Source organism: Roseateles sp. (genome assembly GCF_031397715.1).
Taxonomy (GTDB): Bacteria; Pseudomonadota; Gammaproteobacteria; order Burkholderiales; family Burkholderiaceae_C; genus Paucibacter_A.
Genome location: NZ_JANNMI010000393.1, coordinates 22,530 through 40,737, shown reverse-complemented (window position 1 = coordinate 40,737; position 18,208 = coordinate 22,530). Strand labels below are relative to the sequence as shown.

Below are 18,208 nucleotides of genomic sequence, written 5' to 3'. Positions count from 1 at the left end.
GATCACCATGCAAGCGACGATGAAGAGCAGGCCGTAAATGGCCAGGTTGTTCAGCGACAGCAACCAGCGCTCATTGCCGAACAGGCGCTCGTACTGGGCCAGGCCAACGAAGTCGTCCTTGGGGAAGGTGCGCGCACTGCTCAGCGACACCCGCAGCGACCACAGCACCGTGCCCAGATAGCCCAGCAAGACGGTCAGCGCCATCGGCAGCAAAGCGGCCCAGGGCGTGACGCGGCGAAAAATGGAAAGCTTCTTTTTCATGGCCTGGGCGACATCAATTGTTCAAGGCTGCCGCTAGGTCTTTTTGCACCTTCTCGACCGGCATGCTGCGGTTCCAGTAGGCGGTCAGAATGTCCTGCATGGCCCCGTTCTGATCCGGCGTCAGGTAGACCTCGCCATTGCCCAGCTGGCGGGTCTTGTCCTTCATGATGGCCACGCCTTGTTGGCCGCAGATATCCAGCTGGCTGGCATCGATATCGCTGCGCGCGGGGATCGAGCCCTTCTTGATGCTGAAGGCGATTTGGGTCGCCGGTGACGTGGCGACACTGGCCAAGAGCTTTTGCGCCTTGACGGCGTCCGGCTGCGTGGTCTTGGGGAAAACCAACACATCGCCCTGAATGATGTAGGGCGAGTTGGGCCCGAAGCCGGCGATGCAGCCATAGTCGCGCCCGGCCACTTGCTTGGCCAGCGCAAACTCGCCCTTGGCCCAGTCACCCATGAACTGCACGCCGGCCCGGCCGTTGATCAGCAAGGCGGTGGCATCGTTCCAGTTACGGCCCGGCGAGCCCTTGTCGACATAGCTTTGCAGGCGCTTGAAGCTCAGCAAGACGTGTTTGAACTCGGCCGAATTGATCGCCTTGGCGTCGCGGTCACGCATCACCTTCAAATACAGCTCACGCCCGCCGACATTGCTGAGCACGGCGGCGAAGACGGTGTTGTCTTGCCAGGGTTGGCCGCCATGGGCCAGGGCTATCAGACCGGCCGCCTTGAGCTTGTCGAGCGCGGCAAAGAGCTCGTCCATGCTCTTGGGTTCATTCGCGATGCCGGCTTTTTTGAAGGCTGCCTTGGAGGTCCAGATCCAGGCCGGCATATGGATATTGATGGGCGCGGCGTAGAAATGCCCCTTGACCTTGATCACATTCAGCACGGTCTCGGGCAAGACCTTGTCCCAGCCGCCCTGCGCCGCCGCCTCGTCGACATTGTTCAGCAGACCCTGTTCGACCACATCAAGAAACTGCTTGGAGGTATTGAACTGCGCGGCGGTCGGCGGGTTGCCGCCGACGATGCGGTTGATTGCCACCGAGCGAGCCTGCTCGCCCAGGGCCACCGCCGTGTCCACCCAGACGCCGCCGGCGGCGCGGTAGGCATCGGCCATGGCCTTGACGGCCGCCGACTCGCCGCCCGAGGTCCACCAATGGATCACCTCGGCCTTCAGCGGCGCAGCGGCGGGCTTGGGGCTAGGCTGCGCGCCGGCTGTGGCCGTCGCCAGGGCAAGCACAGTCATGCCAAAAACTTGTCTGCTGATGTTCATTTTTCTATCTCTCCGGCTTGCAAGAAATTCGCGTACCAATGGCCGCTGGCCTTGAGGGTACGTTGCTGCGTCTGGAAGTCGACATAGCTGAGACCGAAGCGTCGCACATAGCCCTCGGCCCATTCAAAGTTATCCAACAGGCTCCAGGCGAAATAGCCCTTGACCGGCACCCCCGCCGCGATCGCGCGGGCCGTGGCGGCCAGGTGGCGCTCCAGATAGCTGCGGCGCTGCTCGTCGTTGATGCTGCCGTCGGGCAGCAATTCATCGTCATAGGTCGAGCCGTTTTCGGTCAGATAGACGCAGGCCGGTGCGTAGTCAGCCTGGATGCGGGTCAGCAGGGTCACCATGCCTTCGGGGTCAACTTCCCAGCCAAAGGCGGTGCGCTCCACCTCCGGGGTCTCCACCACACGGGTGGCAATCGGGCCCAGGCCCGGGGCGTTCTCAACCCGCTCAGGGAAGTAGTAATTGACGCCGAGGAAATCGGTAGGCGTGGCGATGTCATGCAGGTCGCTACTCAAAAGCACCGGCGCATCGTCACCGAGCAAGGCAAGGATATCGGCCGGGTAGCCGCGGCCCTGCAAGGGGTCGAGAAACCAGCGGTTGCGCAGGCCGTCATGGCGCAAGGCTGCGGCGGCATCTTCCGTGCTATCGCTGGCGGGCGAGATCGGATGCAGGCTCAGGGTGATGCCGACCTTGGCATCGGCAACCTGACGGCGAATCAGCGGCACCGCGCGGCCATGCGAGAGCAGCAGATGATGGCAGACCAGCAAGGCGGTCTTGTGGTCGGTCAGGCCGGGCGCATGGTTGCCCTCATGGTTACCCAGAAAAGCGGTGCAAAACGGCTCGTTGTGGGTGATCCAATGCTTGACCCGGTCGCCCAAGCGGCGCGTCACCGCCTCGGTGTACTCCAGAAAAGCGTCGACGGTGGCGCGGTTGGCCCAACCGCCCTGCTCCTGCAAGACCTGGGGCAGATCCCAGTGGTAGAGCGTGGCCCAGGGCTGCAGGCCGCGCTCCAGCATGCCGTCCACCAGGCGCGAATAGAAGTCCAGGCCCTGCTCGTTCAACGCGCCGCGGCCTTGCGGCAGGATGCGCGGCCAGGCGATCGAGAAGCGGTAGGCATTGACGCCCAGCGAGCGCGCCAGATCCAAATCCTCGGGCCAGCGGTGGTAATGGTCGCAAGCGACCGCGCCGCTGCTGGCGTCACGAATGCGGCCGGGCTGGCTGCAAAAGCGGTCCCAGATCGACTCGCCGCGGCCGTCTTCATTGATCGCACCTTCGATCTGGTAAGACGAGGTGGAGCAGCCCCAGCGGAAATCGGCCGGGAAATCGCTGCGCTGAATCAGGGGTGAATGGTCGTTATGTTTCATGGTTGGGCAACAGCAGTGAATTGTTTGCAGGCGATGGCATCGGCCGCGCGCGCGGCGCCGGCGACGACGCGAATATTGGCAAAGGCGGCGGTGAACGGGGCGTCGGCGGCCAGGCTGAACGGCACGTCGACGCGGCTCAGATCGACGCCTTGAGCGGCAAAGCAGGCCAAGGGGATTGTGAGCGTCTGGCGCTTGGCCAAAGGCAAGACGGCCAGGACATGGTTCAAGTTCAACGTGCCCGCGCAGCCGCTGCCGCATGCCATCGTCAGACTGACGGGCGCTTCAGCGGCGCGCTCCTGCACCAGGTCGAACACCAAGGCCGCGTCCCGGTAGGCCAGCAGGTTAGCTTTTTGCGCCGACCAGATATGCAGCTTGGCCGGCCCCGTCCAAACCAGCCGTTTGGCATCTTGCTGGGTATTGATCTGCACGCTGGAGACGCGCACCGCCGGTTGCTCGCTGGGCACCTCAAGCACGGCATTCAAGTCGGCGCCCAAGCCCCGGCTCGTCCAGGCATTGTTCAGGAACAGTCCGGCGCCCAGCTTGACGCGCAAGATGCGCGTGACGGCGTCATCGATGCGTGCCAGCGGGATGTCGCCGCGCTCGACTTGGAGCCTGGTGTTGGCGATGAAAGCGCGCCAGTCTTCGGGCACCCTCACCATGTCGATGCCGGCATTGATGGCCTGCGCGCAGCGCGCATCGCTGCAGCCGGGCACTTGGCCGATGCCGTTCCAGTCCGACACGACGAAGCCGTCAAAGCCGATCTTGTGCTTCAGCACCCCGGTCAGGAGCTTGTGGCTGCCATGCATCTTGCCGTAGTCGACGCCGCTCTTGACATCGTGCCAGCTGTGGCGGGCGGCCATCACCGTTTGCGCCCCGGCGGCCAGCGTTGCGGAATAGCCTCGGGCCTGAACCTTGATCATGTCGGCGTCAGCGGCAATCGCGCTGGGTATGCGGGGCCAGTCACCGTTGTCCGGCGAGGCCGGCGCGGCCTGGGCTGGCGCGCCCATCCGCAACAGGCCGAGGGTCGAGATTCGACCCACAACGCCTCGGCTAAGGATGCTCTGCATAACTCAGCGCGAGTGGGTGCAGAGCGTCCCTAAGTTCGCGCATGGACAAATACTTACAAGACATTGGGTCTTCAGATCAACACTGTCCAGCTGCTCGGCGGCGCCGGGCTGGCTGGCAGCCGGCGCCGACGCCGACGCCGACGCCACTTGCGCCTGCGCAGCCTGGGCCGTAACCAAGAGCAGGGCGCAAGCCGCTGCAACCGGGCTGATCTGCATGGCCAAGCCGCGGCGGCGCACCGTGCTTTGCCGTGCATCGCAGGCTGAATTCAATTTATTCATGTGGGGATGTCTCCCATGAGGGTCCTGGTGCAAAAGCATCGGCGACAGCGATCGGACATTACACTGCCCGTCATAAAACGCTAAAGCTTGCACGCATTTTTAATCATGTTAATGTTTTGTTAATTTGGTACTAACCCTTAAGTTCGTGTTTTAGGCCAACAACCGTTAACCCGCCATGAATCTATTGCTTGCCGAAGACGATGCCATCCTGGCCGACGCCCTGAATACGCAACTGCGGCGGGCCGGTTTCGAGGTCGAGCACGCGCCCAACGGCGCGGTGGCCGAGTATTTGCTGCTCAAGACGCCGTTTGACATTGCCATCCTCGACCTGGGCCTGCCGATGGTGGACGGGCTGACGGTATTGAAGCGTCTGCGCGCCGCCAAGCGCCATTTGCCGGTCTTGGTGCTGACCGCGCTGGACAGCCTGGATGACCGCGTCGCCGGCCTCAACGCCGGCGCCGACGACTACCTGACCAAGCCCTTTGACTTCCCGGAGCTGGAAGCTCGGCTGCACGCGCTGCTGCGGCGCGGGCGCCCGCTCACCACCGGGCAGGCCTTGGGCAAGCTGAACTTTGACCGCGCTGCTCGGCGCGCCAGCGTGCTCGGCGAGTCGCTCGACTTGAGCCCGCGCGAATGGTTATTGCTGGACCTGCTGCTGATGGAGCGTGACCGGGTCGTCACCAAGGAGCAGATCATGGCGGCCTGGGCGCAGGACCGCGGCGAGAACCGTGGCGAAGGCAGCGGTGGCAATTCGGTTGAGGTCTATATCCACCGCCTGCGCCGCAAACTCGAAGCTACCGGCCTGCAGATTCGCACCGTGCGGGGTTTGGGTTACTTGCTGGAGGCCGAAGCCACCGGCGGCTCGACTGCCGGCTCCCCGTCGACATGAGCAAGGCGGCGCCGTCGCTGCACCGACAGCTGTTCATTTGGCTGCTGCTGCCGCAAGTGGTGCTCTGGCTGGCGGCGGCGCTGTTCACTTACAAGCTGGCCGAGCATTACACCAATGCGGCGATCGATGCGAGTTTGTCGCAAACCTCGCGCACGCTGGCCCGCCAGGTCAAGCCGCTGGACAACGGGCTGTTCATCGATTTTCCGCGTGCCGCACAGGACATCCTGGAGGCCGACCCGAGTGACCGTGTGCTCTACACCGTCAGCATGCCGCCGGGCCAGTTCATTCTCGGCAACCGCAACCTGCCGGCGCTGCCGCAAGGCGCCAAGCCGGTTTACGGCGAGCCCTATTTTTATGACGGCACGCTGGCGGCCGTCGAGGCGGCGAGCGACGCGGATTTGGAGGCCGGCGCCACGGGCAAAAAATCTGCTGGCCAAGCCCCAGCCGTGCGGCTGCGCGTCGCCGCTTTGTTATTGCGTTATGGCACGACCGATTCGCCCGGCCAAAGCATGCTGGTGCAAGTGGCGCGCTCCAGCACCAACCGGGAGGCGTTGGCGGGCCAGATCCTGCTCGACACGGTGCTGCCGCTGTCGGCCCTGATGGCCTTGATGACGATGATTGTCTGGGCCGGCGTGCGCACCGGGCTGAAGCCGCTGGCTCTGCTGCAGCGCCAGGTCGAAGGGCGCGCGGCCAACGATTTGACCCCGATCCAGATCGACGCCGCGCCGCCCGAGGTGCGCTCGCTGGCGCTGGCCATGAACAGCCTGCTGGTCGAAGTCAATCACAATGTGGTGGCGCAAAAGCGCTTCATCAGCGACGCCGCGCATCAGCTCCGCACGCCGCTGGCGGGACTGAAAAGCCAGACCGAACTGGCCCTGCTCGACGCCCAGGACCCGGCCCTGCAAGCGCGGCTTCAGCTGGTACACAGCAGCGCCACGCGCAGCGCCCATCTGGTCAATCAACTGCTCAGCCTGGCCCGTGCCGAGCCGGAATCCGCCAGCCAGCAGGCTCGCCAACGCTTTGATCTGTCGCAGATGGCGCGTGAAATCACCACCGAGATGGTGCCGCGCGCGCTGGCGGCCGGCGTGGACCTGGGTTTTGAGGCACCCGATCAGGCGGTCAGCTCGCCGGTGCGCGGCTTCGAGTCCTTGCTGCGCGAGGCGTTGATCAATTTGATCGACAACGCGATTCGCTATGCCGGCCAAGGCGCCAACGTGACCGTGCGCGTGTATGCCCAAACGACACAAACCGCGCAGATCGTGCTGGAGGTCGAGGACAACGGGCCCGGCCTGCCGGCCAGCGAGCTGGAACATGTGTTCGAGCGCTTTGTGCGCGCCACCCATGACGGCACCGGCTGCGGCCTGGGCTTGGCGATCGTGCGCGAAATCGTCGAACGCCATGCGGGCCGCGTGCGCCTGCTGCCGGTGCTGCCGCAGGGTGCTTTAGCCAGGGTTGAGCTGCCGGCGGTCGACCCGGGATAGCACCAACGCATTTTGTTAATATTCCGTTAATAATTATCCGGGCCGACAGGGTTGCAACGCCAAGCACAAAGAGGGAGACACAAGCGGTGAAGAAGATTCAGCTGACGACGTTCGTTTTGGTCTGCCTGCAAGTGCTGGCAGCGTCGGCACGGGCCGGCGAGATCGAGGTCTTGCACTGGTGGACCAGCGGCGGCGAGGCGCGGGCGGCGCAGTCCTTGAAGGCCAGCATGCAGGCCAAGGGCCATACCTGGAAGGACTTTGCCGTGGCCGGAAGCGGCGGCGACTCCGCCATCACCGTGCTGAAGTCGCGCGTGGTGTCGGGCAATGCGCCGGCCGCCGCGCAGATCAAGGGTCCGTCGCTGCAGGCCTGGGCCAGCGAGGGCGTGCTGACCAGCATCAATGATGTGGCCAAGGCCGAGCATTGGGACGCGCTCTTGCCCAAGGTGGTCAGCGAACAGATGAAGTACAAGGGCGACTACATCGCCGTGCCGGTCAATGTGCATCGCGTCAACTGGCTGTGGCTGAACCCGGCGGTGTTCGCTCGCACCGGCGCCAAGCCTCCGAGCAATTGGGACGAATTCTTCGACGCGGCCGAGACGCTGAAAGAGGCCGGCGTGATCGCCGTGGCCCACGGCGGCCAGTCCTGGCAAGACCTGACCCTGTTCGAAACCGTCGCATTGGGCGTCGGCGGCGCGGAGTTCTACCGCAAGGCCTTGGTGCAGCTGGATCCGGCCGAATTGGGTGGCGTCACGATGGAAAAGGTCTTGGGCACCTTCAAGCGCATCAAGCCCTATACCGACCGCGGTGCGCCCGGCCGCGACTGGAATCTGGCCACCGCCATGGTGATCAAGGGCGAGGCCGGCATGCAGTTCATGGGCGACTGGGCCAAGGGCGAGTTTCTGGCCGCCGGCAGCCTGCCCGGCAAGGGCTTTATTTGCACGCCCGCGCCCGGCACGGCCAAGGCCTTCATCTATGTGGTCGATTCCTTCGCGATGTTCAAGCTGAAGAACCCGGCCAACCAGGCGGCGCAAAAAGACCTGGCCAGCGCCGTCATGTCGCCCGAGTTCCAGCAGGTATTCAATCTCAACAAGGGCAGCATCCCGGTGCGCATGGGGATGAAGATGGACAAGTTCGATGACTGCGCCAAGGCCTCGGCGCTGGACTTCACCGCCGCCGCCAAGTCGGCCGCCCTGCTGCCCTCGGTGGCCAACGGCATGGCGGTCAGCTCGGCCGTTGAAGGTGCGATCAAGGAAGCGGTCAGCCAGTTCTGGAACAGCGACAAGATGACACCGGCCGAGGCGATGAAGAGGATCGTCGGCGCGGCCAAGACTCGCCCGTGAAGCGCCCATATTTTTGATTCAGAGCAGGAACATCGTCTCGCATGAGCCCAAATTCAAACGCCATCCTGTTGGCCGATATCGGCGGCACCAATGCCCGCTTTGCCTGGCAAAGCGAGGCCGGAGCGCCGATCGAAGCGGTTTGCACCTACCCCTGCGCTGAGTTCGCCAGCCTTCAATTGGCGATAGCAGCGTACCTGCTTGAGCTCGGCCGGGGCCGACCTGGCCAAGCCGCCATCGGCATTGCCAACCCGGTGTCGGGCGACCGGGTCAGCATGACCAATCACCATTGGTCTTTTTCCATCGAACAGATGCGCCAGCAGCTGAGCCTGCGGCGGCTGGTGGTGATGAATGATTTCACCGCGCTGGCGCTCGCCCTGCCCGACTTGGGCGTCGACGAGAAGCGGCTGATTTGCGGCGGCGTGCCGCTGCCGAGCGCGGCCATGGCGCTGATTGGCCCGGGCACCGGCCTGGGGGTGTCGGGCCTGATCCCTAGCGGCAGCGGCGCCGACCTCAGGTATCAGGCGCTGGACAGCGAAGGCGGCCACGCCACGCTGTGCGCCAGCACGCCGCGTGAATGGGCGGTGCTGCAGTGCCTGCAGGCGCGCTTCGGCCATGCCTCGGCCGAGCGGGCGGTGTCGGGCCAAGGGCTGGTCTGGGTCTATGAAGCCTTGTGCAGCCTGGACGGCGCGCCCATACCGATTGATTTGAGCGCCGCCCAGATCAGCGCGGCGGCGCTGGACCACAGCGATGCCCGCGCCGACGAAACCCTGCAACTCTTCTTTGCCTTCTTGGGCGCGATGGCCGGCAATTTGGCACTGACCCTGGGCGCGCGAGGCGGGCTCTATTTGGGCGGCGGCATATTGCCGCGGCTTGCCGACCGCCTGGCTCGCTCGGCTTTTCAGTCCCGCTTTGTGGGCAAAGGGCGCTTCAGTGACTACCTGCAGACGATCCCCGTTTACCTGATCCAAACTCAGGAATCACCGGCGCTGCGCGGGGTTGCGCGGGCGCTTTGACGTCACGGATTGGGCTTGCGCTTTGAGGCCTGTGGCGTCACTAACTTCGCTACGCAAAGTGAGTGCCGCCCAAGCCGATAAACCTTGGCACCTGCGGCGCTGCCGTGATGCGATAAACAAAGACAGTCAGATTTTGGCTAGACGGCCCCGGTCAATCGCGACCAAATGTCTGCAACTCGATCCGGCGAATAGGCGCTGTCGACCCATAGGAGCAGCTCGTCCCCTCGTCTTCAGTGCCAACAATGTGCCGATCTCTAATTCAATGATGCAGCGTCTGCTGGCCTTCGATCTCTCAAGCAACAAACGCCGGGCCGGTCCAAGAGGCACTGCAGCCGTCCGCGACTGACAGGATCATCGACTGACGGCATGCGCCCAGTAATCAGTGGGGTATCCGTACGCTACCGCCACGCCACGCCACGCCAACGCCACGCCAACGCCAACGCGGAACTTTCCGGGTGCCAAGCCATGGTCTCAGCGGACACGGCCAACTGAAATATCGCCTGACACAATTGCCAGTTGCAGGCCGGCTTCATCGTCCACATTAGGGATTCACCGCCACGCCACGACTCCTACAATTTGACGCTCTGCTGCTTCGGGGTTCCCGGTGGACGACCGCATCACGCCAGACTGGAGCGCGCTGAACCTGATCGGTGAATCACCGCAGTTCCGCCAGGTGCTCGATCAACTACAACAATGGGCGGCGGTCGATGCCACCGTGCTGCTGCGTGGCGAGACCGGTACCGGCAAGGAGCTGGCGGCCCGGGCGGTTCATTACTGCAGCGCCCGCCAGGCCGGACCCTTCGTGCCACTGAACTGCGGTGCGGTGCCCGACTCGCTGTTTGAGGCCGAATTGTTCGGCCATGCGCGCGGCGCCTTCACCGATGCCAAGGGCGAAAGCCGCGGCTTGGCCGGGCTGGCCGAGGGCGGCACGCTGTTCCTGGACGAGATCGACTCGCTGTCCGCCCGCGCGCAGGCGGCCATCCTGCGGTTCGTGCAGGACCGCAGCTACCGCCCGGTCGGCGCTACACGCTTCCATCAGGCCGACGTACGCCTGATCGCCGCCAGCAATGCCGACCTGGCGGCGCTGGCCAACAGCGGCCACTTCCGCACCGACCTGCTGTTCCGTCTGGACCTGCTGACCGTGCACCTGCCGCCGCTGCGCGACCGCCCTGGCGACGCTCTGCTGCTGGCCGAGACCTTTGTGCGCCGGTTCTGCGCGCAGTACCGGATGCCTGGCCGCACGCTCAGCGCCGCCAGCCGCGACGCGTTGCTGTCACCGCATCAGACTTGGCCGGGCAATGTGCGCGAGTTGGAACACCGGGTGCACCGCTGTTTCCTGCTGGACAGCCGCATGACGGTAGAGATGGGCCTGGCATCGCCGCCCCCGAATCCCCCCGCCAATCTTTCCGCCAATCTCTCCCCATATGCCTGCGCCGACGTGGCCACAGCCACCGACTTCCGCACGACGCCCTTTGCGCAAGCCAAGGCCCGCGTGATCGCCGATTTCGAGCGCAGTTACGTGCACGCGCTACTGCAGCACACGCAGGGCAATGTCAGCGAGGCCGCGCGCCTCGCGGGCAAGGAGCGTAGCCGCTTCGGGCGGCTGGTTCGCAAGTACGAGAAACGCGCGCCGTCGACACAGTAGCCGGATGCAGCAGGCGCCGTCCAAAGCTTGCGCTCCGATCAGCAAACTCCCCCACGAACTAGGTGAGGCCAAGCCGCCTCACCTGCTGCCATTGCGCCTCACCTCAACTACGGCCAAACCGCCCCACCCTGGGCCCTCAGCAACGCCAAGTCATTGATTTCCTAGTCATTCATGCGCCGCAAGGCCTGGCACGCTTGATGCGACACCCCAAGCGGATGGCATGGCGCCATGGGGCAAAGCGATGGACAGCACATCTCCCCTGGGCCCGACCGTGGGTGAGACCGCGGCCTGGATCCGCAGCTACCTGGATGAGTACCCAAAGGCCGCCGACACAGCGGTAGGGATCCAGCGCTGGTGGCTCGCGCCGCGCCAAGGGGAAGTGGCTTTGCTGACGGTCGAGCTGGCCTTGGCCAAACTAGAAAGCGAGGGTGTGGTGAAGAACTCCGATCCGATGGCGACGAACCCCACCTACGGCCGGCGCGGCTGAGCCGAGAGCACTCTACCCATGGCCAGCCACCTCGCCATCGCCGCCGTCGCCAAGACGCTGCTGCGCCTGATCGAGGAGCGCTGCCCGCGCGACGAGTTCACATCCAACCCCTCGTTCCAGCTCTACCAGACGCACGATTTCGGCAACCAGTTGGTCAACGAGGGCTTTTCGCTGATGCTGTGGCGAGTCACCGTCGCTGCGGCGCGCAACCAGCAGCCGCGCCGCGGGCCCGACGGCATCCTGCGCCGGCCGTCGCTACCACTGGACCTGCATTTCATGCTGACGCCCTGGGCCGGCGAGGCCGAGCGGCAACTGCGCCTGCTTGGCTGGGCGATGCGCTTCGTCGAGGACAACGCGGTGCTCGACGCCAGCCAGCTGAACCACTCATTGACGCGCCGCGAGCTGGCTGTCTTCGGCCCGCTGGAGACGGTTGAACTGTCGCTGGACCCGCCCGGCCTGGCCGACTACCTTGGCCTGTGGGACAAGTACCGCTCGCGCTGGCAGACCTCGGTGATGTATGTCGCCCGCATGGTGATGCTGGAGTCCGGTTTGGCCATGGGCGAAGCTGGCCTGGTGACGACGCGCGAGATGCGCTACGGCACCGAAGCGGAGCCGGCGTCATGAGCCTGCGGGAAATGAGTCTGCGGGACCTGCGACCGGGCTTCGACACGAACGTGCTGACGCCTATCTTCGGCGTCATGTTCCGCGACCGCTTCGACGGCCGCATCGTCAGCGCGGGGCTGAAGGTTCGCCTCAGCGATCCGCAGCAGCCGAACGAGGCGCCGCGGCAGCTGTCCACCAACGCCTACGGCGCCTTCGCCTGCCACCGGCTGCGCGGCATCAATGCGTCGGGCGGCATGGCTTCGCCAGCGTCGACACGCCGCTACGAGCTGACGGTCGAGGACAAGCTCGGACGTTACCTGCCGATGATCGTGCCGATGACAGTGCCGGCCGACCTGCCGCAGCAGGGCCTGTTCGAACCGGCCTGCCTGGCGCAGTCGCCTGCCGGCGAGACGCTCGCGGCGCAGCCCCATGTGCCCCTGTTCTGCGCACCGGCCCGGAGCGTGCCCGCCGGCGTCGGCTGTGTGCGCGTCGAACTCCGCTTGGCCTCCGCCCCGGACCAGCCCGCCGCCTGGGCCTGGCTCGAACTGCGGCTCGAAGCCGATGGCCGCATACTCGCCCAGGGCCTGGCCGACCAGCGCGGCTGCGCGCTGCTGCTGTGCGCGCTGCCGGCGCCGGTGGACCTGCCGCTGGGCGGCTCCCCGGCCCACATCGCGGCGCCGCTGAGCGAATGGCCGGTGCGCCTGAATGCCTTCTGGTCGCCCGCGATCGCAGCGGCCACGGTGCCCGATCTGTGCGCACTGCAGTCGCTGCCGCCGGTGCCGCTGCTGCAAGACCTTTCGGCCTCACCCCCGACGCCCCTCGCCCCGGCCCTGCTGCTTGCCGGTTCGCCGCTGGTGATCCGCGCCAGCGGATCCTCGCCCTTTGTCTACCTAGCTGCCTAGTCGCCCAAGGAGAACTTCCATGCCCGAATACCTTGCACCCGGCGTGTTCGTGGAAGAAACCTCGTTCAGGTCCAAGTCGATCGAAGGGGTATCCACAACCACCACCGGCTTCATCGGCGCCGCCCGGACCGGCCCCGTGCATCTGCCACCGGACATCATCACCAGCCTCGGCGAGTTCGAGGAGATCTACGGCGACGGCAACGAGCTGGTCTTCGACACCGACAGCCCGCTGACCAACCACCTGTGGCAGGGCGTGCGCGCCTTCTTCAGCAACGGCGGCAAGCGGCTCTACATCGCGCGTGTGTTCAAGCCGATGGACGAGGCAGGTGCTGCGACACCGGTGCGCTACGCGCCGATCGACCCCGACACCGAGGAGGCCGCCGCTGGGGCCGTGGTCGAGAAAGGCGGCGTCAGCTACTACCAGGACGGCCATGCCCGCGTGCGCGAGCTGCTCGGCGCAGGTCTGATCGTGCGCGCACGGCATCCCGGCGTTGGCGGCAATGCGCGGGTGCGTTTCACTCTGAAGGCCGGCGGCAACATCCTCAGCGGCGGCAACATCCTCAGCGTCGGCGTCGACCCGATCACCAAGGCCGAGAAAACAACCGTGCGCTCGTTGAAACACGGCGACCTGGTCTGGTCGGCCGACCGCCAGAGCCCCGACGACGCCTCGCTGGGCGGCTTCTACCAAGCCAGCTGGGACGAGGACGCGGCCGAATGGAATTTCGACGCCGTGCCGACGCAAAGCCCGGGCGGCCCGCTGACGCTGGCCCAGCTCTTCCCCTCCCCTGCCCTAGCCCAGGGCGACGCGATCCGCGTCGTGACGCTGAGCGTGAGCTTGCTGAGCCGCGACGGCAGCACCGACCTGGGCACCTGGGCTGGGCTGCCGCTGGACCCGGAGCACCGCAGTGGCGCCAGCCGCACCAGCCGTGATTCGGCCTTCGACTACTTCGCCACGACGCCCAAATCGGCCTCCGATGCGATCCGGCTGCCGCTGGTGATCGGCCGCGACCGGGACGACATCGCCTCGGCCGGCGACGTGTTGCTGGGCCTGTTCGGCGACGACCCGGTCGCGCTGCTGGCGCCGACCAGCGAGGAAACCAAACGCCGCATTGGCGTGCTCGACAAGTTGGGGCTAGGCATCTCGGTCGACTTTCTGCTCGACGGCGGCAACGACGGCGCCCGCCCGACCGCGGCGGACTACGAGGGCGAGGCCTTCCTCGACCGCAACTACTCGCTGGGCCTGAAGCAGTTCGAGGACCTGGAGGACATCTCCATCGTCGCCGCCCCCGGCTCGACCGCCGATTACGCCAACTACGCGAGCGACGCCGACTCCATCCAGCTGCTGCTGATTCAGCATGCCGAGTACATGCGCTACCGCATCGCGGTGCTCGACAGCGCCGGGGGCCAGAGCATCGCCGAGGTGCGCAATATGCGCGCCAAGCTCGACTCCAAGTACGCCGCGCTTTACTACCCGTGGGTGACCGTGCTCGACCCGATCGGCGGCAAGGAGATCGACCTGCCGCCCAGCGGCTTCGTCGCCGGCATCTATGCCCGCAACGACGTCCAGCGCGCCGTCTACAAGGCGCCGGCCAACGAGGTCGTCTCGCTGGCGCTGGGCTTCGAGACCCTGCTCAACAAGGCCCAGCAAGAAGTGCTCAACCCCGAGGGCATCAACTGCTTCCGCTTCTTCGAGGGCCGCGGCATGCGGCTGTGGGGCGCGCGCCTGATCAGCTCCGACCCGGAATGGAAGTACGTCAACTTGCGGCGCTACTTCGCCTACCTGGAGCACTCGATTGACAAGAGCACGCAGTGGGCCGTCTTCGAGCCCAACGGCGAGAAGCTCTGGGCCAATCTGCGCCGCTCGGTCGCGGACTTCTTGCTCAACGAATGGCAGAACGGCGCCTTGCTTGGCGACAAGCCCGAGAAGGCCTTCTTCGTGCGCTGCGACCGCTCGACGATGACGCAGAACGACCTCGACAACGGCCGCCTGGTCTGCCTGATCGGCGTCGCACCGCTCTACCCCGCCGAGTTCGTGATTTTCAGAATCGGCCAATGGACGGCCGACGCGAAGTCCTGACATGAAGCCTCTCGTCCAACGAATACCTTGGCCGGTCCCCCGCGGGGACGGCGATGCTGGCGGCATTGAGCCGCAAGCACATCGCCAGCGCGGGCCGGCTTGGGAGCGGCCCGGCGCTCGGCCCGAATGCTCTTTCATGCGTCGCGGGCGCCGCGATTGCGCAATGGATAACTGAGCCCTCAAGGAGATCACCATGGCCGTCCTCAGAGAACGTCCCTATGTGCAGTTCAACTTCCTCGTCGACCTCGGCAACGGCGTCACCGATGGGGCCGACGCCGGCTTCCAGGAAGTCAGCGGTGTCGGTATGGAAGTGACCGTTGCCGAGTACCGCACCGGCAACAGCCGCGAGAACAGCGTGATGAAAATCACCGGCCTCAACAAGGCCACCGACGTGACGATGAAGCGCGGCGTGATCGGCTCGCTGTCGCTCTACCAATGGCTGGACCAGATCCGCAACGGCGACCAGAGCGCGCTGCGCACGGTCACCATCCAGCTGCAGAACGAGGACCACACGCAGATCGTCCAGACCTGGAAGCTGCTGCGCGCCCGCATCATCAAGCACACCAGCGGCCCTTTCAACGCCAAGGGCACCGACGTCGCCATGGAAGAGCTGGTGTTGGCCTACGAGCGGCTCGAGATGGAATGAAAACGAATCCCGGCGCTCGCCCCGCAACGCTGCGCCAGAGGCCACTGACATGACCCGCAACCCGCCATCGCTACGCCGCCTGCCCGGCGTCAGGTTCGACGTGCCACCGCCGACACTCGACCTGACGCTGCCGCGGATGGACATCGCGCTGTTCGTCGGCTTCGCCGGCAGCGGCCCGCTGACGGCAGCGGTCGCGGTCGAGAGCCTGGCGGAGTTCGAGACCGTCTTCGGCGGCCCGCTGCCGCTGGCGCTGGACACGGCCACCGGCGCCCGGCTAACGGGCCATCTACACGCCGCCGTGCGCGCCTTCTTCAGCCAGGGCGGGCGGCGTTGCTGGGTGCAGCGAGTGGCGGGCGCCGGCCTCAAGACCAGCCGCCTCCCGCTGCCCTCGCTGCTGCGTGTGCGCCGCCGCGGCGCGGGCCGGCCATGGCAGCTGCGCCCGGCCAGCCTGCCCGCTCGCAGCCCCGGCAGCGGCGCCGACACCGTCCAGGTGGCGGCTCGCCTGCTGCCGACGCCGCTGCGCGCCCGTGCGCTGGACAAGTACACGCTGGAGCTCGCTGCACCCTCTGCGCCCGGTGCGCCCGCTACGCCCGGTGCGCTGGGTACTGCGCTGCGCCCGGGAGACCTGCTGCGCATCGCGCTGGGGCCGATCCGCCTGCACCTGCGGGTGGCCGCGATCGACGGCCTGCGCCTGCGCATCGACGGCCGGGTCGCGCTGAAGCCGCTGCTCGGCGACGCCGTCAGCATGCAGCCCGTGCCTGAAGGCACCGAAGGCGCCGACGCCACGCCGGCCGTGCGCCATCAGTGGCATGCCGACGGGCGCCTGAGCCTGTGGCTGCGCCTGCTGCCGCAGGACCTGCCGCAGCGCGGCCAGGTGCTGGCACTGGGCTTCCCGCAGCGCCGCGCCTGGATGAGCATCGATGAGCCCGAGATCAGCGCCGCGCCGGGCCTGGACGGCCGGGTCGAGATCGTCATCACCGGCCGGCCCTGGCGGCTGTCGCTGCACAGTGCACGCCAAGCCTTCGAGGCCTGGTGCGCCGACCCGCAGCCGCGTCTGCTGCAGTTGCTGCGGCTGGACCTGCGCACCCGCTCCTCGCCCGGGCAGCAGGACTTGCTGGCCGACCTCAGCCTGGCCAGCCCGGACGACCCGGCAGACCCTGGCGCGCGCAGCGTCTTCGGCCTGCCCGACGACGAGCAGCTATTTGGCGGCAGCGGCCTCGCCACCACCGGCGCCTTCGCCGAGCGCGACGCGCTGGGCCGGCTCAGCAGCCGCTTCGACCTCGCCTCCGACCCGCTGGTCGGCACCGGCCTGCTCGTCCCTCTCGACGACCTGGACGACTTCGACGCCCAGCTGCATGCGCTGCCCAGCCCCCTCGCCGCACTGCAACGCGACGGCCTGCACGAGTTCGGCTGGCGGCTGTTCGCCGAGCCGCTGCTGACCGGCTATGGCGCCGACCTGCTGGCCCACCAGGCCGAGGCACTGCGCCTGACCGGGCCGAACCCGCGCCGGCCAGCGCCGCTGCACGGCATGCACGCGGCCTTCGGCGCCCGGCCGGATGGCTTCGCGGACGAGCCGACCTTGCTGCTGCTGCCCGATGCCATCCACCCCGGCTGGCAGCCTATCGCCGCGCCGCCCGCCGCCTGGACCGAGCTGCCGCTGCTGCCGGAGCCCAAGCCGGAACCGCCCGACCCTTGCGCTGGCGAAGCCTTCCGCGCCTGCGACAGCGCGCCGCTGCCTCGCCCCGCCTTCGTGCGCGGCCCGGACCCGCGCGCCGACGGCTCGTTGACGCTGTTCTGGACCCATGTCATCGCCGGCGCCGACTACGAGTTGCAGCAGGCGATCGAGTCTGCCTTCGACAGCGCCGTCACCATTCAGCAAGGGCAGGCCACCCGCTTCGACACTGGCCCGCGCAAGCCCGGCACCGCCTTCTACCGCGTGCGTGCCCGGCTCGGGCCACGGCGCTCGCCCTGGTCGGCGCCGGTGCGCATCGTCATCGGCCTGCAGGGCTGGGAAACACTGCCCTGGCAAGACCTGACCCTCACCGCCATCCACCGGCTGATGCTGCGCACGGCCGCCGGCCGCGGCGACATGCTGGCCCTGCTGTCACTGCCCATTGGCTACGACAGCGAGCAGGCCTGCCGACATGCGGACCGGCTGCGTTCTTCGCAGGCCGAGGCGCTGGCCGGCCCGGGCGACCCGGGCGACCCGCCGGCGATTGGCGAGAACGAGAGTCGTGCGCTGTCGCACGGCGCGCTGCTGCATCCCTGGCTGATGATCCGCAGGGACGCCGACGAAATCTGGTTCCCGCCCGACGGCCCGGTCTGCGGCCAGCTGGCGGCAACGGCGCTAGAGCGCGGCGCCTGGATCGCAGCGGCCAATCGCCCGCTGCGCGATGTCGTCTCGCTGAGCCGGCCCGGTCTGCGGCCGACGCTGGACCAACGCCAGCAGCTGCTCGATGCGCAAGTCAACTTGCTGCGCAGCGCGCCGATCGGCTTCATCGTCAGCAGCTCGGACACGCTGTCGCCAGCGGCCGACTGGCGGCCGATCAATGTGCGTCGGCTGATGTGCTTGCTGCGCCGGCTGGCGCTGCAGCGCGGCGTCACCTATGTGTTCGAGCCCAATGGCGCGACGCTGCGCCGCACGGTCGAGCGCGGCTTCGAGGCCATGCTGGACCAGCTCTACCGCCGGGGTGCCCTGGCCGGCGCAAGCGCCGCCCAAGCCTTCCAGGTCAATGTCGGCGACGACATCAACACCCGCCAGCGGCGCGACGCCGGCCAGTTCTGGGTCGAGTTGAAGGTCGCCCCGGCGCTGCCCATGAGCTTCCTCACGGTGCTGCTGATGCGCAGCGGTGAGCGCGTCCAGTCCCAGGAAGTCCACTGA

The 18,208-nt window shown here is 66.7% G+C and carries 15 protein-coding genes and 1 pseudogene; 11 read left to right on the top strand and 5 right to left on the bottom strand.

The genetic code is table 11. From position 1 onward, the window contains the following. From RMO57_RS16985 to RMO57_RS16965, 5 genes and pseudogenes are all read right to left on the bottom strand, one after another. Positions 1–261: pseudogene (locus tag RMO57_RS16985) on the bottom strand (sugar ABC transporter permease); the annotation flags it as partial. Between the two features lie 13 nt (positions 262–274). Further along, positions 275–1,531, bottom strand: coding sequence for an ABC transporter substrate-binding protein (locus tag RMO57_RS16980; RefSeq protein ID WP_414896448.1), 1,257 nt, complete (start codon positions 1,529–1,531; stop codon positions 275–277). After that, on the bottom strand, positions 1,528–2,898 hold the full coding sequence (locus RMO57_RS16975; RefSeq protein ID WP_310388614.1) for a GH1 family beta-glucosidase: 1,371 nt from the start codon (positions 2,896–2,898) through the stop codon (positions 1,528–1,530). Before RMO57_RS16975 ends, RMO57_RS16980 begins: the two co-directional genes overlap by 4 nt. Continuing rightward, a complete protein-coding gene (locus RMO57_RS16970; protein WP_310388612.1) occupies positions 2,895–3,965 on the bottom strand; it encodes a putative glycoside hydrolase in 1,071 nt (356 codons plus the stop codon). Before RMO57_RS16970 ends, RMO57_RS16975 begins: the two co-directional genes overlap by 4 nt. Positions 3,966–3,968: 3 nt before the next feature. Then, entirely contained in the window at positions 3,969–4,244 is a 276-nt protein-coding gene (locus RMO57_RS16965) for a hypothetical protein (protein ID WP_310388610.1), read from the bottom strand. 175 nt (positions 4,245–4,419) lie between these two features. Between RMO57_RS16965 and RMO57_RS16960 the strand changes: the two genes are divergently transcribed. From RMO57_RS16960 to RMO57_RS16910, 11 genes are all read left to right on the top strand, one after another. Beyond that, on the top strand, positions 4,420–5,133 hold the full coding sequence (locus RMO57_RS16960) for a response regulator transcription factor (RefSeq protein ID WP_310388608.1): 714 nt from the start codon (positions 4,420–4,422) through the stop codon (positions 5,131–5,133). Beyond that, entirely contained in the window at positions 5,130–6,614 is a 1,485-nt protein-coding gene (locus RMO57_RS16955) for a sensor histidine kinase (protein WP_310388606.1), read from the top strand. Before RMO57_RS16960 ends, RMO57_RS16955 begins: the two co-directional genes overlap by 4 nt. Positions 6,615–6,709: 95 nt before the next feature. Then, on the top strand, positions 6,710–7,954 hold the full coding sequence (locus RMO57_RS16950; RefSeq protein WP_414896449.1) for an ABC transporter substrate-binding protein: 1,245 nt from the start codon (positions 6,710–6,712) through the stop codon (positions 7,952–7,954). Between the two features lie 41 nt (positions 7,955–7,995). Then, the gene (gene glk / locus RMO57_RS16945; RefSeq protein WP_310388603.1) at positions 7,996–8,967 is read left to right on the top strand and encodes a glucokinase; all 972 of its coding nucleotides are present in this window, start codon (positions 7,996–7,998) and stop codon (positions 8,965–8,967) included. Positions 8,968–9,571: 604 nt separating this feature from the next. Beyond that, positions 9,572–10,612 carry a sigma-54 dependent transcriptional regulator gene (locus tag RMO57_RS16940; protein ID WP_310388601.1) on the top strand — a complete coding sequence of 347 codons (1,041 nt, stop codon included), beginning with the start codon at positions 9,572–9,574 and terminating at the stop codon, positions 10,610–10,612. 241 nt (positions 10,613–10,853) lie between these two features. Next, positions 10,854–11,099 carry a hypothetical protein gene (locus RMO57_RS16935; RefSeq protein WP_310388600.1) on the top strand — a complete coding sequence of 82 codons (246 nt, stop codon included), beginning with the start codon at positions 10,854–10,856 and terminating at the stop codon, positions 11,097–11,099. Positions 11,100–11,117: 18 nt separating this feature from the next. Next, entirely contained in the window at positions 11,118–11,723 is a 606-nt protein-coding gene (locus tag RMO57_RS16930; RefSeq protein WP_310388598.1) for a DUF4255 domain-containing protein, read from the top strand. Beyond that, positions 11,720–12,604, top strand: a complete 885-nt coding sequence (locus RMO57_RS16925; RefSeq protein WP_310388597.1) for a hypothetical protein — start codon at positions 11,720–11,722, stop codon at positions 12,602–12,604. Before RMO57_RS16930 ends, RMO57_RS16925 begins: the two co-directional genes overlap by 4 nt. Before the next feature lie 19 nt (positions 12,605–12,623). Further along, complete coding sequence (locus RMO57_RS16920; protein WP_310388595.1) at positions 12,624–14,681, top strand: phage tail sheath family protein; 2,058 nt, start codon at positions 12,624–12,626, stop codon at positions 14,679–14,681. Positions 14,682–14,874: 193 nt separating this feature from the next. Continuing rightward, on the top strand, positions 14,875–15,327 hold the full coding sequence (locus RMO57_RS16915) for a phage tail protein (RefSeq protein WP_310388593.1): 453 nt from the start codon (positions 14,875–14,877) through the stop codon (positions 15,325–15,327). 49 nt (positions 15,328–15,376) lie between these two features. Beyond that, positions 15,377–18,208, top strand: a complete 2,832-nt coding sequence (locus RMO57_RS16910) for a phage tail sheath C-terminal domain-containing protein (RefSeq protein ID WP_310388591.1) — start codon at positions 15,377–15,379, stop codon at positions 18,206–18,208.

Bases quoted from the DNA above. Each gene is read 5' to 3' on its own strand.
- RMO57_RS16980 (WP_414896448.1), bottom strand. From the start codon at position 1,531: ATGAACATCAGCAGACAAGTTTTTGGCATGACTGTGCTTGCCCTGGCG.
- RMO57_RS16975 (WP_310388614.1), bottom strand. From the start codon at position 2,898: ATGAAACATAACGACCATTCACCCCTGATTCAGCGCAGCGATTTCCCG.
- RMO57_RS16970 (WP_310388612.1), bottom strand. From the start codon at position 3,965: ATGCAGAGCATCCTTAGCCGAGGCGTTGTGGGTCGAATCTCGACCCTC.
- RMO57_RS16965 (WP_310388610.1), bottom strand. From the start codon at position 4,244: ATGAATAAATTGAATTCAGCCTGCGATGCACGGCAAAGCACGGTGCGC.
- RMO57_RS16960 (WP_310388608.1), top strand. From the start codon at position 4,420: ATGAATCTATTGCTTGCCGAAGACGATGCCATCCTGGCCGACGCCCTG.
- RMO57_RS16955 (WP_310388606.1), top strand. From the start codon at position 5,130: ATGAGCAAGGCGGCGCCGTCGCTGCACCGACAGCTGTTCATTTGGCTG.
- glk (WP_310388603.1), top strand. From the start codon at position 7,996: ATGAGCCCAAATTCAAACGCCATCCTGTTGGCCGATATCGGCGGCACC.
- RMO57_RS16935 (WP_310388600.1), top strand. From the start codon at position 10,854: ATGGACAGCACATCTCCCCTGGGCCCGACCGTGGGTGAGACCGCGGCC.
- RMO57_RS16930 (WP_310388598.1), top strand. From the start codon at position 11,118: ATGGCCAGCCACCTCGCCATCGCCGCCGTCGCCAAGACGCTGCTGCGC.
- RMO57_RS16925 (WP_310388597.1), top strand. From the start codon at position 11,720: ATGAGCCTGCGGGAAATGAGTCTGCGGGACCTGCGACCGGGCTTCGAC.
- RMO57_RS16920 (WP_310388595.1), top strand. From the start codon at position 12,624: ATGCCCGAATACCTTGCACCCGGCGTGTTCGTGGAAGAAACCTCGTTC.
- RMO57_RS16915 (WP_310388593.1), top strand. From the start codon at position 14,875: ATGGCCGTCCTCAGAGAACGTCCCTATGTGCAGTTCAACTTCCTCGTC.
- RMO57_RS16910 (WP_310388591.1), top strand. From the start codon at position 15,377: ATGACCCGCAACCCGCCATCGCTACGCCGCCTGCCCGGCGTCAGGTTC.